This window comes from Bacillus sp. B1-WWTP-T-0.5-Post-4, from assembly GCF_009183795.1.
GTDB lineage: Bacteria > Bacillota > Bacilli > Bacillales > Bacillaceae_G > Bacillus_A > Bacillus_A cereus.
This window is the reverse complement of record NZ_WEIJ01000005.1, coordinates 330716-345618: the sequence shown is the minus strand read 5'-3', so window position 1 is coordinate 345618 and position 14903 is coordinate 330716. Positions and strand designations below refer to the sequence as shown.

Below are 14903 nucleotides of genomic sequence, written 5' to 3'. Positions count from 1 at the left end.
CACCATACGCTATCATGTCCGCCTTGAAACTCTTCGTAAGTGGTTTTGGTGTTTCATTTCTTCTAAAGCTTTATATAGCCGTCTATTAGCCGTTAAAAGAGGTTCGTTTTCAAGTTCACCTACTGCTATGTAAGTATTGAGGTGAGTTGCATTAGAATCTATTAATGAAATTTGATTTTCAATCCAAGGAATTGCATTTTCATAATCGTCCTTTTTCCAATGTACGGATCCAGACATTGACAACACATTTCCGAAAATATGTGGATTTTGAAGTGCTGCATAAAAAGCTGCTAAGCCACCAAGACTGAAACCAGCAATTGTTGTATGATTCCTTTCTTGATAAACGTGATACTTAGATTGAATCCACGGAAGTAATTCCTTTGTTAAAAATGTATTCATTTTATCGTTATAAGTTAGCTCTTCTAATCGATCAACAGGATCTATAGTAACAGCAATACACGATGGGATTTCTTTTTCGTAAATTAAATAATTAAGTGTTTTTGTGATTGAAAGGTCATTAATGAATGAATTCCCATCAAATACAATGAGAAGTTCTTGAATATGTGAAGTGTGAGAATAATCATGAGGCGTATAAATATGAATTTTGCGTGTGTTATTTAAAATCGAACTATAAAAAGAATATGTTTCAATCTTTCCGGATGGATAATCATTTGAAGGAAAACGACTGCTATATTGCACCTCCATTCCTATGTTTAACACAGACGCTTTATTGGTACCTTCTCCAAATGTATTTCGATTAAATTGGTCTATTTCGTACTGTTCACTACGCTTTATCCAATCATTTTCGAAAACATCGTTTACTGAAAAATAGTACGTTGAAATAAAACTCTTATCCGTCCTAAACGTTACATACCAAATATCTGTCTGTAACAATCGTTGTAATTGATTTACAGACAGATCCCAACCAGGAAAACTACCGAATACATAAACATTTTCAGTATTTTGATCGCCTAACCATATATACGTTATAAGTTTATACTGATTATCTGCAGGGCATTGTTCTATTAGTGGCGTGTGATTTGACTTGATTTCATGCAAAAAAGTATAAAGAGCTTTTTTGTTTCCATTCTTTAATTGATTTTTAAGCTTCTCTAACTTAGGACTGATTATTGTAGTCACCTCTCTTTCTCCTTTGTAGTATTTATTCTATATGTAGTTTTTTTCATTAGAATCCCTATATAAAAGTAGTCGTAAGTTATTTGTTTAGCGAAGTTATTTATTAGAAAAATAATCAATTGCCTGAATAGAAAGTTCTAATGATTTTATTCTTCTTTCTAAAAGCGTTCTTTGAGGACTCCCAAGCTTTGACTTAACGTAAATCTTTTCAATTGATGGAAGCAAACCAATTAGAACATTACGAGCTTCTGCTAAATCTTCCTGAGTATAATGATGAGTTTCTTGCTTCCAAACACTTTCTAACATAGCTAAGCCGATACTAGCTGCTTTGAGTCTTTTTTTCACTAAAGTAGTATTTGATCCTTTTTGAGTCATCTGTGATAAGGCATTTTCAAGTTTACTAATTGTTGACTGTAAAGATTTTATTGATTCTACTTTATCTATATTTGATACGTTTTTCATGTTAATGTTATCCCTTCTATGTTGCTAACTTGTTTTGTTTAATGTTTAATGAAATCCTTAAAAGCTTGATTTCACTCGAAATATTTTAACATAAATAACTAACTGTATTCGAGTTGGACAATAACTTAAAGTAAAACAGCTATTCCTCTCTCCTCCCCTGTATCATTCTATTATATGTACTTCTTTCTTCTCATTAGAATTCCTATATAAACTAGTTGTTAATATTGAATGTTTTATGAACAAAAAAACGTACAAGTAATGTAACCTGTACGTTTTCGCTTTTATTCAGTAAGGTAATAAAGTAATAGCTTTCTGGTCTTCTCATAACTTATGAAATCTCTATACAAAATGGGATAATTCACAATTTCTGTTTCTAGAAAACGATATTGCGGAAACCACTCGAAAAACGATTTTCTTAACCACTTTATTTGTTGAAACGTAATGTTCTGTTCGTTTCCATTTAGTACAGAATTTAAAGTAGCTGCTGTATGCATCCAATAATGATTAAAATCAGCGTTTATACAGTCATCTTCGGTAAATTTACTTTTTAAATCTCGCTGCAATTTTGCTGTAGCACGATAAGGAAACGGTTTATGAAGTGGACTATGCATTTTCTGCAATTCCTTAAAAATAATTCGTTTTCCTAACTTCAACTTTCCACCCCTTTATTTCTCTATCCAATTTAATAAGTTTTCATAATGATATTGAGCATCGATATACCCAAGATTATATAGATTAACGAGCTTTTCCTTATTTCTTTCTATTCCGCTTATAGGAAGCTGTACACTTGGTTGAATTACATAAAAATTATCTTTTTGTTCTTCTCGATTCATATAAGATATCGTCTCATTATAAAAACGATAATGGTCTACTAAATTCTCTGCGATTTTCGGATATTTTCTATATAAAATTTTAGCCAGGCCTGAAAATTTATTTCGCTGCTTCTCATATCCTTCTGGCTTTGTCATAATTACAACGTTCTTTTCATAGCCATCCTTTTGGGCTTTCAAAACAGGTATAGGGTCTATAATCCCTCCATCTAATAATTTTCGATTATTATATTCTACAGCAGGTGCTATAAACGGCACAGAGCTAGATGCACGAATGATTTTTAAAATATCATTTCCGTGTTCTGCTTTATTATAATAAATGGCTTGTCCTGATTCGCAATCAGTTGTCCCTATAACAAACTGTTCATTACAGTTTAAGAAAGTTTGAAAATCAAATGGTACAATTTTATTAGGTACTTCATCAAATAAAAAATCCATTCCGAATAATTCACGTTTTCGAATTAAGTTTCGATAAGATATATACCTGTAATCTGATACTAGCTCTGTATTTACTTTCTTATTTCTACCTTTTTGACGTGACAAATAGGTTGCTCCCATACAGGCTCCAGCTGATACGCCGACTACATATGGAAAGAATAAGTTCTTTTCCATGAAATATTCGAGTACACCTGCAGTATATAAACCTTTCATTCCTCCGCCCTCTAATACTAAACCAATATTCTTCATGCTATATCCCTCTGCTTCTTTTTTCTTAATTTCATATTAGCATAAGATTTTAAGATGAGGTTATATAAACTAATTACAACAATAACCAGAAACTACTAAAGTAATGTCATAATATCTTTGTGAGTAACATGTTACAATATAAGTAATTCATTCCACATATATTAAAGGAGGAATTTAATATGGGTTTATTTAGCGGTATTTTAGGAAATGCATCAAATACGAGTTCTGAAAGTGTAGAACGTGATTTAGAGAAGATTATGCTAGACGATGAAAAAGTAGAGCATGCTTATAAATTAATTCGTGATCTAATCGTATTTACAAATCGTCGTCTTATATTAGTAGATAAACAAGGAGTAACTGGCAAAAAAACAGAATACCATTCTATTCCTTATAAAAGTATTACACAATATAGCATCGAAACGGCTGGGCATTTTGATTTAGATGCAGAACTTAAAATTTGGGTGTCTAGTATGGAGGAACCAATTACGAAAGAATTTAAAGGTGACGATAGTATTTTAAGCATTCAAAAAGCGCTAGTAACCTTTACGACAAAGTAGCGGTTTTTGTATCTTTATTCATTTTCAAAATTACTAACCCGAGTATTTTGGAAGAACATACATTATTTTTGTATATTTAATCTGAAATAACATAAAAAGGTAAAGCGTATTTTAAATGCTTTACCTTTCTTTTTTGTAATAAACAAGTGTAGTTTTATCATTTAATTTCTTTATTACTTCTGTTCTTTTATACCCCATTTTCTCGTATAGAAAACAATTTCTTTCTTCTTCTAAAATCGTAGCAAGTTCAAAACTTCGTGCTTCTGGAAACATTTCTTCAATTAAAATAAGTACCTTCTGAGCAATTCCTTTCCCTTGATAGATTGGATGAATAAACATTGGACTAATCCAAAATTTATAAGGTAGTTCTTTTGCGGATATACATATTGCTCCAACAAGTTTCGAATCTATTATCACCTTATAAAAATTACTGCTGGGATTATTTATTCTAAAAATAGTTTTTTCAATAGTTTCATTTGCTGGATTTGTTTCATAGTCTTTATATTTATGTAATAAAGAGCTAAATGAGTCTATTTGCATTTGAAATATAACTTCTGCATCAGTTTCTGTCACCTTTTCTAATATAATCTCCATGTTACCAATTTAGACGCTTTCTTAAAGAAGTAATATGAGCGGTATGGTGACGACCATGCCATGCATATAGTCCTATTGCAACAGCAAGTTCTGTTTCACCAGTTTCAGGATGGTTAAATGTCTTTTCTAAATCTTCAATTTCTAGAGAATATAAAAGGTTAACCCATCTTTTATGTAATGAATCTAGCATTACTAGTGAAACATCTACCGGTAATTTTGAATCGGGTAACTCTGCCCACTTCTCTTCTTTATACGGTTTAATAGTTGGATTCTTTTCTGTAAGTGCTAATTTGAAGCGTATGTAGCTATTCATATGGCTATCAACAACGTGATGAACAACTTGACGGACAGTCCACCCTCCAACGCGATATGGTGTATCTAACTGCTTCTGATCTAAATCTTTAATTGCCCTTGTTAGTTCATTAGGTAAATCTTCAATTTCTTGAATCCATGTATCAATCATTTCTTCAGTTATAGGACGTTTGTATGTAAATTGGCCAATTGGATAACGTAAATCATTCATGAATAAGTCCTCCTTATTATAAGTGTGAAGTATTTCTCCAAATATAGTGTACAAACTTCACATGTTCTCCATTTAATTCTACAGATGTTATATCTGATTCGTTTTGATAAGAAGAAAATCCGCTTTTTTCTAGTACAATTTGTGATGCGAGATTATTAGTCGTTGTTTTAGCATAAACTTCAGTAATTTCATTATTTTCCGCTACATCTAAAATTAATTTTACGGCTGCTGTTGCAACTCCTTTTTTAGTAAATTTTTCTCCGACCCGATACCCGAGGGAACTAATTCGAGTTTCCGTATCTATATCTACTAAATTAATTCGCCCTACAATTTCTTTTTCTTCATTACGAATTAAATAAAAATAAGAATCTCCATCCGCTTGTTCTATTAATAAATCGTCTAGTAGTTTTTGGAAATATTCAAATTCAAAATATTTTGAGCCACGATTTGGTACCATTGTTTCAAAAAAAGATTTATTCGTAAGTTCAAACATAAATAAATCCTTAGCATCTTGTTCCTTTAGTTGCTCTATGTATATTTCCATCCCGTATTCTCCTTCTTGATTTACTAACTGTTATACATTCTTTTTTAATCAATTATATTCCTGCTATTTCTTTCGATTAAGTAATATAGATAGTAACACTTTCGGATGAAAAAGATGAAATGGATTACGAATTAAGTTCATCACTCGTACTAACCGAATATAAACATCAGAATTACTTGCAGATAGTCGATATATTTGTTTCGTATACCATAGCTGAAATTTTTGTTTTGTAGTTAATTCTCTCTTTAGTTGCGGGTGACGTGATATTTCTGTTGTTGTCATATCCCAAGGGGTTTCTATTATAGTAGCTGCCTTTTTATAAAATTGTTGTGTAAATGTTTTATCAAGATGTTTTCTATCTTGCAAAAGTAATTGCAATTGGTGAGCCTCCATAGCAGCAACTGATACGCCTTGGCCGAAAACGGGATCAAAACGACATTGCGCATCTCCAACAACTAATAATCCTTCTGGTACATTATTCACTAAATCAAATCGCCGGCGTACTTGATAAGGAATTTTGTATGTCTTTATATCAGTAATTCCCTCGGCCTTGTTTAAGAAATCTGTAACATTAGAAATTGATAGGTTTTCAGCAAAATCATAAAACTCATCATCTGTTTGTGGTGCTTTCTCGTTTGCGTATCCACTGAAAGTAACAAAATAACGATTATCTTCTATCGTTTGAATAAGAACGCCATAAGGGTTATCAGGGAAACTCGGAGACATTAGCACATTGCAACAGTCTAATTTCTCATTTTCTTTAAGTTTGAACATTTTCGTTGCGTAAAATAAATCAATACGAACTTTCTCTTCTTGTACTTCAATTTCGTATTCTCGTAGCCACTCTATACTTTTTGAGCCAAATCCACTCGCATCAACTACAAGATCCGCATGAACTTCTTCTTGTGTGTTTGTCTCTAGATATTTAACTTTTACTCCACACACTTTGTTAAGCTTTGCATCTACCAATAACCCTTTAACCAATGTTTCATATTTAATAGTAATATTTGAAATTTGATGTATTCGTTTTTGAATATGCCATTCTAGCAAAGGACGACTTTGTTGAATCATATGTACTTCCCCTATGAATGGCTGTTTCCATAGACCGAATTGATGCCATTTCAAATCACGAGTAAAGTTATTTACGATACTACCTGCTTCTATTAATTCATTCGTAATATTAGGAAACAATTCTTCAATTGCGTTTTCTCCACCTTTTAATAACACGTGAGGATGATTACTTTGTGGAACTCTTTTTCTCGAAGACTTTCCATCCCATCTTTCACCAGCTTCTATAATGATTACTTCTTTAAAAGAAGTTGATAATGCTTTTGCTGCAAACTTTCCTGCCATACTTCCACCAATAACGATAGCCTTATTAAACATATTTTCCCCCTTAATAAAAAGAGATCCTGCCTTGTATGAATGAAACAGGATCTTAAACTAATTAACTTCTTTATCATTATACTTAAAATACATCAGTAAATTGCAACATTAAAATTAAAATACCTAATCCCCATACGTAATACGCGAATACTTTTAAGGAGTGACGTTTTAAATATTGAATCATCCATGAAACAGCTATGTATCCAAAAAACGCTGCTGATAACGTTCCGACAATTAAAGATGTACTAGAAATAGATTCTGCTTTCCCTTGAAAAACGTCTATAAATTGCAAAATGATAGCTCCAACAATGGCTGGTGTCGATAGTAAAAAAGAAAAGTAAGCAGCAGTTTCACGGTCTAATTTTCTCCATAATGCAGCGACAATTGTCATTCCAGAACGGGAAATGGCTGGAAAAATAGCAGCAGCTTGAAATGAACCGATAATTAATGCGTCTTTATATGTTATGTCATCCATTTTTTTACGACCATTCTTTTGTTTATCTGCCGTGTAGAGAAAGAATCCGGTCACTAAAAACTCCCAACCGATCGTGATTCCTGTTTTTGAAATATCTTCAAAGAAATCTTTAAACAATAAACCAATTACAACTGCGGGTATTGTCCCAACGATAAGTAATAACATGAGCTTTGAAAATGGGTTTTTAATTAAATATATAAATTCTTTTTTGTAATAAATAAAAACCGCAAGTAAAGTCCCAATATGCAGCATCGTATCTAAAAATAAGCCAGCCTCATCTAATCGGAACAAATGCCTTCCTAAATAAAGATGTCCGGTACTACTGATTGGTAAAAATTCTGTTAAACCTTGAATTATACCTAGTATGAAAGCTTCTAACCAATTCATGATGGTCTCCTTTCTCTTTTGCTTGTACCAATATATGAGGGTTAAATTTTCGATATGAAAAAAACTATATTTCTCTATGAATTTACTTTTCATTTATGGATATATATGTAAAGAGGGTTAAGGAGGGTTATTATGTGGAAGCACACAAAATTCGGTAATGTATTACTTTGGGTGGGCCCTATCCTTGTATTTTTAGGACTATGTATGACAAATGTTATTTCAGATATTCCTTTCTTTGAGGGAAAACATAAAACGGTTGGTATTGTACTTATATTTATAGGTGTAATCTGTTTTGTTGCTGCTAATCATTTGAAAAAAGGAGAAAGATATGAAGAATAAATCTAAATAAAAAACAATCCTGGCATATTAGCTAGGATTGCTTTTTATTAATGTTGATTATTTGTAGAATACTTTATCAACGTTATATTTCGCTTTGTATTCATTAATGATATATGTTTCGTAAATTTCTCTTTCTGTTGGATCTTCTACGATACATGCATCAATGCGGTATACTTCATCACGGTGATTTTTAATTGGTGAAACATTATCTTCAAAATGCTTCTTAATACGTTGTCTAATTTTACGAGCTTTACCTACGAAAAGAAGTTCGTCATTAATATTGTAAAACATAAAAATGCCGCCTTTATCTCTAGGGAACAAGTGGAAATCGATAAATCCATTAATTGGAGTAATGATTGGCTCGTCTCCTTTAATAACTTGTTTACGTTCAGTAATTGAAACATCAGCTTCAGGAATATTAATTTTAATCAAGTTCATTCACGTCCTCTTTTATTATAAAGATAAATAATAGCATACATAAGTAAGAAAAGCTATGTTCAGAGGCATATTTCATTTTATAATTCAAATATTATAGGTGTATCATGTAAACTTTTCTTCCAAATCATATGATCACTGGATTCTCCCCAGTAATCTTTCAATACATAGCTAGGTTTTCCAAACTTTTTCATCCATATACTTTGCGCATTTTTATATCCACTATCTAAACAATATTCTGTTATCCCTCTGCTAAGTAATGTAAGAAACATTGTATGTAGTAATAAACTCCCTATTCCCTTTCTCTGATACTCCGGAAGTATGAATACAGTTCCTATTTCATACAAATTTTTAAGTACACCACCTGTACAACTATTAATCAATGTACTTGCTGGACCGATTTCGATTGTTCCAATGATTTTATCGTTACTTGTATCAATTGCTAATAAAAAGTAACAACTTTCTCCGTTACTATCAAAATCACTTTTCAAATACTGCTTTTTTGAGTTAATTTCATTTTCTATGTCATCTAATAATTGTGACAATCCTTCATTTTTGTATGTATTCGTAATAACTATACGGAAAAATAAATATAGTTCATCTATATCATTCAAATTCGGTCTTCTAACTGCAACGTTAGTCATGAATTCAATCTCCAATCCTCATTATGCCATTGTCAATACAACACTTTATATAATCTATTCATCATTATTCTGCAAAAACCTGCATAAATCCAACAGTATAGAAAACTCATTATAAATATTGATAAAATAATTTTTATATCCATAGTTGTATGAACAGCAGGACCAAGTACCGGAAAACGGAAAACATCGAGAACGATCATAATACCAATAAGTAGACAAGTTGCTGAAAAGGAAACAATCCAAATTCTCCTCTTTAATTTTAAAAAAGATACTCCTAAGGCTAGACCTAATAAGCCTGTAGTAAAAGGAAAGACAATTAGTTCACTGGGCTCAATAATAAATAATAGAAAAATAGTAAGAATATAAGAAAGTATTCCCTCACGAATAGAATAGAAAATAGCAAAAAAAATCGGTAATGTCGAAAATGGACTAATGAGCAAACCTATACCAGGAACTAAGTTCCCAGCTGCTTGAAACATGGTGGCCAATGCACTCATCAAAGCTGTAAGTACTAACTCATTCGCAAGGGACAATTTTCTTTTATGAACAAAGCTCGTATCATGTTCTATCATCAGTTGATACCAATAACGTACAAACCGATTCATCAATATCTCCCCCTAAAGATGCCTCATTCATTACTTTCTATATTATTCATACAGTAGTGGTTTATGAGCTGCTTTCTACTTGTTATGAATTACTATATAATAAAAGACTTTTAGGGGGATAAATTGTGCGTTTTGAAACAAAATAAATTCCTTGGATTATTAAACTACGATTGTATATCGTATCAGGGAATAATTTCAAAAATGGTACCTTTGTTAAAATCAGTTACTTTCATAGAACTGTAAACTCCTAAATATAATTTAGTTTGATCCGAATTTGTTCCTAAACTCATATAATAAGCTGGTTGCGTACCAAAATCATAATTGGTTTCAATAGCATGAAAGTCAGCATGTTTACCGTCTGTACCTGCTCTAGTATAGGCTAAAACACCCTTAATTGGAGACTGAGATTCTCCTTTCTTGGCAAGGTCAGTAAAAACAACGCTACCTGTTAAATTTGGAATTGCATTTCCCATATATGGCTGAACTCCTGTAAGTGAAGTTCCTCCAAACTTATCTGTTCTAGAATCTTTATGAAAATAACTAAGTAGAGGCAGAATACGCTTGACTGAAGTTTGTATTGTTTCATCATAATAAACCATTGTTCTCTCATCCAAAGTCTGATTCTCAGAACAATGTCGTATAAAAGAAGTAGGTAAATCCCCTTCCCATCCTCGCCACCCAAAATTGATAACCCCATCTTGATTGGGAGTTAACCTCATAAAATGCATTTGAACAAGTTCTGTAACCGGTATAGGTTTATATTGAATAAATGAAAAAATAGACTCTACAATATCTTGTCCGACATTTCCGGCGTATTTGATATATTGATTATAAAACCTTTGAAATGAAATACCGGTTATATTACGAACACCTTTCGCAATTACTGTAAGTGTTTCTTGTATAGATAGAGGAAGTTCATTAAAGCGTGTAACGAATGGAGGATTATTTATGAATGTATTTTTACTTACATCGATTTCAATAATTTTACCTGCTATTTCTAAATCATCTTGGCTTAAATTGAACGGATCATAACCCGAGCCACCATCTCCATTTGTAAAAACAAGTTTCCCCGTCTCTGGAGAAAAGTTTAAAGTATTTACTCCATTATGATTAAAAAATGGGCGTTTTATATTAAGTAATGTTCTACGTTTTTGAGGGTGCCCGTTTGATTGTAAAATCCATTCTTCAATTGTATCGATATGATCATATTGCGTATCTCTATTTAGCCATTTTAAATTTAAAGTTTTCGAGTCACAAGGATTCGGTTTAAATTGTTCAGAAAGTGCACCTGGCCCTTGAGTTCCAGCGACGGAATAATGAAGATAAAATAAACCGTTTTGATAAAATTGTGGATGGAACGCAAGTCCAAGCAATCCTCGTTCATCATAACCGCTACTAGAAACACCTTCTTCAAATGTACCTAATTTAATAATTAGGTGACGAATATCTAAAAATATCTTTATAACTCCATTCCCTATGTAAAAAATCTCTCCTAATTGGGTTGCGATAAATAGTCTTTCGGTCGATTCGCCTGGAAGTATTGTTGTTTTCAATACGGTTGGTAAATTTATATTATGAACAATGGGTCGTAAACTAACTTTAACTTTTGTCAATTAACTGTACACCCCTTTTTCTTCTTTTTATAGAAGAATATGATTAGAGTAGTTCTGTTAGTATCAAATAAGTCGTATTCCTTTTTATTACAATTTTTTATATAATATAATTATAAATAATATGGGGGACGAACTATGATAATCGTACTACAAATCATCTTACCACTAATTTTCGCAGTCTATTTATTTACCCTCTATCATAACGGGACGTATGGATCAGCTTCATTCATTTTAGCAGTCATGATAGGAATTTTCGGTTTAGAGAATATTTTTCAATATGCTAGTCTAACAGATCATGCTATTTATCCATATTGGGGAAGTTTGAAGGCTGTTGTTATCGTTTTATCAGTCTTATTTCTATTTAAAAAAGGTGGTTTAACAGGAAAATATTGATTTGTAATGCGTTACATATTTTCTTGTTAAATTGCTTTTATTTTATAAAAGAAGAAATATTTATGTGAAAACAAGAAGGGATGTGTTACATATGTCTATAAATATTATTTCAATAATCTCTATCATAATATGGATTGTGTTAATTACAGAACTTATAAAACCTTCAAAAGAACAGAATGGACGAAAAATAGTAACTTTAGTAACTGCTGGTTCCGTATCAACACTTATTTTAACGGTTTCATTTATTCAAAATATCCCGTTTTGGAATTGATAGTGATATAACTAACAAAAATATGTATAAATAAAAAGATTAGGATTCACTCCTAATCTTTTTATATTTTGAGGTAGCACCATATGCCCAGCAAGCTAAGGTCTTGAAGTAGCCCCTAAACAAAATTTTAAATTTTTCTAAAGTTATTTATGTGAATTCAAATCGTTTTCAGGAACATATGTGGTCCTTTTATAATTTGAAGTTCTTTTTAAGCTTCTTATATTTTCTGTACGAACGTCTAACAATGTTTAACATAAAATACGGTATTTTAACGGGGAAAGGCAATTTATAAATGAAAGGAAAATAAAAGGTGAAATATGCCTTTTCTAGGTCTCTCCACTTACTATCTTCTTTTGTTTTTAAGAAATCAGATACATCGACTACATATCCCCTTCCTTTTTCCATCATCACATTTTTCCCGTGAACATCACAAGGAGTTAATCCCTGTTCCCTCGCATACTCTAAAGCCTCATTAATATCAAGTATTACTTGCTTAGGAATTTTAATCCCCTTATGAATAGCATCGTATAAGGTAATTTCTTTTAAACGTTTCAATACTATGAAATTTTCTCCTTTATATATAAGCTTTGAATAAGAAGGATGATCTCCGATTCTTCGGTATACTTCTGACTCTTTTTCAATTCCTTCTCCTTCTCGCACGTAAACTTTCACTACCCAATCTTTGTATTCTTTGTGCATGAATACTGCGGCATAATTACCTGTTCCTAAACACTTCCAAAGTCTAGGAATATCTTTAACTACTACAGGCTCGAATTCATCCTCACTTCTGATACTTACCTCTTTTAATAATTCGTTATTTATCAATCCCACAAAACTATTTATACTCATCATTCCCACTCCGGTTTTGCTAAAAGGGGGCCCACCCACATTTTAACGAAAATATACACTAAGCGAATTTTAGCATAAAACGAGTCATCTTTCTTCCTAAAATAAAAAGCTAACTCGTTTTATTTGAACTGTTGAATACTTAATATTTATTCCGTTATTCATAGCCAAAAACCGTACGATATAAAAATATTTCTAACTATTTTCATTTTTTCAGAGTCAACTGTATAGGGCTTTTCTTAGTACAAGTTCTCTTAGTAAATTACCTATACAAAATCTATATTACTCTATTTTATAATCTAAAACATTGTTTAGAAGTGTAGCAAAGGTTTGTTAATGGTTCCATTCTTGTTCCAATACTATCTTTGTTAGCTAAAACTTTTATTGTTTTAATAGTCTTTTGTTTAATTCCCACAATGCTGTTTTGTTGCTATCCCATTTCAAAAACGTTATTGCTTCCTCAAAGCATAACCATTTATAATTGAAGTGTTCTTTAGATAATGATATGTTTTTTGTAGGGACTTTAAATCCAAAAGAAAATTCTTTTATTACATAAACCTCTTCTCCCCAAAGGAATCCTCCAACTACATCTTCTACTGATAGTGAAGACACAGAATCTAATTGTATATATGGACATTCTCTTGTAATACCAGCCTCTTCAAATGCTTCCCGTTTTGCTGATTCAATAGGAATCTCACCGTCTTCTCCGCCACCAGCTATTCCTTGCCAATAACCATAATCACTTCGGTTAAAAATGGCATATTGAATAGAATCGGCAGTTTTTATATAAGGAAATATCAATACTTGATATGGCGCTCTCATTACTTAACCTCCTCTCGAAAATAAGTTTTAAAGCAATATGAATAAAGAGCCGACATCACAATTCTACATTATTAATGCAGGTTTATAATGTCGGCCCTCTATTTTTAAATAATTTTATTTTTCATAAACAGGCTTACTCTTAACAGAGGAAAAACTACTTATTCTCTGTCGAATTTGTTTAGCATGGTTTTTCATAAATGTTAGTAGTACTCCATATTATTCAATTGCGCCAGCAACGTCATAATCATTTAAATCTAATTCAATCGGTTGTCTGAGCGCTAGTTTAGCAAGTTCCGCTCCTAAGTATGGACCAGCTGTTAAACCCGAAGCCCCTAATCCATTCGCAACGAGAATTCCTTCAAAGTTAGGTAGTGGCCCGATAACAGGTAAGAATCCTGGTGTGAATGGTCTGAATCCAACTCTCGTTTCAAGCATTGTAGCATTTTCTAAGCCAGGCGCAACTGTTAATGCCTTATGGAATACTTCATGTAAACCACCTGCTGTTACACGATGATCAAAACCAGTATCATTCTCATGTGTTGCACCAATTACGACATGCCCATTGTCAAACGTTAAAATATATTGATCGTTCGGTGGCATAACAACTGGCATATTTTCTGTTGCTGTATTCTCGATTTGCAGATGAACAATTTGTCCTTTTTGGAATGTAACTAAGAAATTAATTCCTAATGGTTTCAAGATTTCATTCGCCCATGCGCCTGCAGTTACAATAACCTTTTCTGCTAAAATTGTTTCATCGTTTACTGTAACTCCCGTAATATGATTTCCTTCACGGACTAATATAGCATCGCCTTTTATGAAAGTTGCACCATGTTTTTTCGCAGCACTTATTAATGCATTGCGTAATAATCTCCCATTTACTCGTGCAGCACCACTAATATGAACAGAACTATATTCGTCTGATAATGCTGGGAATAATTTTTTTGTTTCTTCAGCTGATAAGCGAGTGATTTCACCAATCTCCGGGGCATCTTCACGTCGTTTATAAGCTCGCTCTTCCATTTGATCTAACTTTTTCTCGTCAGTATGTAAACTAATTGCACCTACACGATTATATCCTGTGTCAGTTTCACCGTCTTCTTCTAATTGCTGAATTAACGAAGAATAGTAACGTGCACCGCCTTTAACAATTTTATACCATGCTTTATTACGACGCTGTGATAACCATGGACATACAATTCCTGCTCCTGCATCAGTTGCTTGCCCTAATTGTTGGCGATCCACGATAGTAACATTCGCACCTGTCTTAGCAAGATGATAAGCAGTAGACGCTCCTAAAATTCCAGATCCAACTACAATATACGATTTCATTTCAAACACCTTTTCTCTTTT

Annotated in this window: 20 protein-coding genes; 4 read left to right on the top strand and 16 right to left on the bottom strand. The window is 32.3% G+C overall.

Going from position 1 to position 14903, the window contains the following annotated elements; genetic code table 11:
- Positions 1-12: 12 nt before the first annotated feature.
- The 4 genes from GBN91_RS18425 to GBN91_RS18410 all read right to left on the bottom strand — a co-directional run bounded on the left by GBN91_RS18425 (position 13) and on the right by GBN91_RS18410 (position 3116).
- Positions 13-1140, bottom strand: a complete 1128-nt coding sequence (locus GBN91_RS18425) for an alpha/beta hydrolase-fold protein (RefSeq protein WP_006929712.1) — start codon at positions 1138-1140, stop codon at positions 13-15.
- A gap of 93 nt (positions 1141-1233) precedes the next feature.
- Positions 1234-1599, bottom strand: coding sequence for a hypothetical protein (locus GBN91_RS18420; RefSeq protein WP_000800305.1), 366 nt, complete (start codon positions 1597-1599; stop codon positions 1234-1236).
- 281 nt (positions 1600-1880) lie between these two features.
- Positions 1881-2252 carry a YxiJ-like family protein gene (locus tag GBN91_RS18415; protein WP_000765936.1) on the bottom strand — a complete coding sequence of 124 codons (372 nt, stop codon included), beginning with the start codon at positions 2250-2252 and terminating at the stop codon, positions 1881-1883.
- Between the two features lie 12 nt (positions 2253-2264).
- Entirely contained in the window at positions 2265-3116 is an 852-nt protein-coding gene (locus GBN91_RS18410) for a patatin-like phospholipase family protein (RefSeq protein ID WP_016122609.1), read from the bottom strand.
- Between the two features lie 179 nt (positions 3117-3295).
- Here GBN91_RS18410 and GBN91_RS18405 point away from each other — a divergent pair, with 179 nt between their 5' ends.
- Positions 3296-3673, top strand: a complete 378-nt coding sequence (locus GBN91_RS18405; protein ID WP_000522476.1) for a PH domain-containing protein — start codon at positions 3296-3298, stop codon at positions 3671-3673.
- Between the two features lie 120 nt (positions 3674-3793).
- Here GBN91_RS18405 and GBN91_RS18400 read toward each other — a convergent pair whose 3' ends face one another.
- The 5 genes from GBN91_RS18400 to GBN91_RS18380 form a co-directional block, all read right to left on the bottom strand.
- Entirely contained in the window at positions 3794-4267 is a 474-nt protein-coding gene (locus GBN91_RS18400) for a GNAT family N-acetyltransferase (protein ID WP_002005126.1), read from the bottom strand.
- 1 nt (position 4268) lies between these two features.
- Positions 4269-4790 carry a YfiT family bacillithiol transferase gene (locus GBN91_RS18395; RefSeq protein WP_152121940.1) on the bottom strand — a complete coding sequence of 174 codons (522 nt, stop codon included), beginning with the start codon at positions 4788-4790 and terminating at the stop codon, positions 4269-4271.
- Positions 4791-4806: 16 nt separating this feature from the next.
- Complete coding sequence (locus GBN91_RS18390; protein ID WP_086412071.1) at positions 4807-5334, bottom strand: GNAT family N-acetyltransferase; 528 nt, start codon at positions 5332-5334, stop codon at positions 4807-4809.
- 63 nt (positions 5335-5397) lie between these two features.
- Positions 5398-6720 (bottom strand): FAD-dependent oxidoreductase, encoded by a 1323-nt coding sequence (locus GBN91_RS18385; RefSeq protein ID WP_152121938.1) that lies wholly within the window; start codon positions 6718-6720, stop codon positions 5398-5400.
- 82 nt (positions 6721-6802) lie between these two features.
- Positions 6803-7582 (bottom strand): undecaprenyl-diphosphate phosphatase, encoded by a 780-nt coding sequence (locus GBN91_RS18380; RefSeq protein WP_001104303.1) that lies wholly within the window; start codon positions 7580-7582, stop codon positions 6803-6805.
- Between the two features lie 132 nt (positions 7583-7714).
- Between GBN91_RS18380 and GBN91_RS18375 the strand changes: the two genes are divergently transcribed.
- Positions 7715-7921 carry a hypothetical protein gene (locus GBN91_RS18375; RefSeq protein WP_000265477.1) on the top strand — a complete coding sequence of 69 codons (207 nt, stop codon included), beginning with the start codon at positions 7715-7717 and terminating at the stop codon, positions 7919-7921.
- Positions 7922-7978: 57 nt separating this feature from the next.
- Here the strand turns inward: GBN91_RS18375 and GBN91_RS18370 are convergent, their stop codons facing one another.
- From GBN91_RS18370 to GBN91_RS18355, 4 genes are all read right to left on the bottom strand, one after another.
- Positions 7979-8359 (bottom strand): nucleotide excision repair endonuclease, encoded by a 381-nt coding sequence (locus tag GBN91_RS18370; protein WP_001048941.1) that lies wholly within the window; start codon positions 8357-8359, stop codon positions 7979-7981.
- A gap of 77 nt (positions 8360-8436) precedes the next feature.
- Positions 8437-9000 carry a GNAT family N-acetyltransferase gene (locus GBN91_RS18365; protein WP_152121936.1) on the bottom strand — a complete coding sequence of 188 codons (564 nt, stop codon included), beginning with the start codon at positions 8998-9000 and terminating at the stop codon, positions 8437-8439.
- 32 nt (positions 9001-9032) lie between these two features.
- Positions 9033-9605, bottom strand: a complete 573-nt coding sequence (locus tag GBN91_RS18360; RefSeq protein WP_086412072.1) for a YybS family protein — start codon at positions 9603-9605, stop codon at positions 9033-9035.
- A gap of 182 nt (positions 9606-9787) precedes the next feature.
- On the bottom strand, positions 9788-11218 hold the full coding sequence (locus tag GBN91_RS18355; protein ID WP_152121934.1) for a PQQ-dependent sugar dehydrogenase: 1431 nt from the start codon (positions 11216-11218) through the stop codon (positions 9788-9790).
- Between the two features lie 135 nt (positions 11219-11353).
- On the opposite strand from GBN91_RS18355, the gene GBN91_RS18350 reads away from it, so the two are divergent.
- The gene (locus tag GBN91_RS18350) at positions 11354-11611 is read left to right on the top strand and encodes a hypothetical protein (protein WP_023522110.1); all 258 of its coding nucleotides are present in this window, start codon (positions 11354-11356) and stop codon (positions 11609-11611) included.
- A 91-nt stretch (positions 11612-11702) separates the two neighbouring features.
- Positions 11703-11882, top strand: coding sequence for a hypothetical protein (locus tag GBN91_RS18345; protein ID WP_000026312.1), 180 nt, complete (start codon positions 11703-11705; stop codon positions 11880-11882).
- Between the two features lie 189 nt (positions 11883-12071).
- Here the strand turns inward: GBN91_RS18345 and GBN91_RS18340 are convergent, their stop codons facing one another.
- The 3 genes from GBN91_RS18340 to GBN91_RS18330 form a co-directional block, all read right to left on the bottom strand.
- Positions 12072-12740, bottom strand: a complete 669-nt coding sequence (locus tag GBN91_RS18340) for a protein kinase family protein (protein ID WP_152121931.1) — start codon at positions 12738-12740, stop codon at positions 12072-12074.
- 369 nt (positions 12741-13109) lie between these two features.
- A complete protein-coding gene (locus GBN91_RS18335) occupies positions 13110-13550 on the bottom strand; it encodes an NUDIX hydrolase (protein ID WP_023522111.1) in 441 nt (146 codons plus the stop codon).
- Between the two features lie 216 nt (positions 13551-13766).
- Positions 13767-14882 carry an NAD(P)/FAD-dependent oxidoreductase gene (locus tag GBN91_RS18330; RefSeq protein WP_152121929.1) on the bottom strand — a complete coding sequence of 372 codons (1116 nt, stop codon included), beginning with the start codon at positions 14880-14882 and terminating at the stop codon, positions 13767-13769.
- Between the last annotated feature and the right edge of the window lie 21 nt (positions 14883-14903).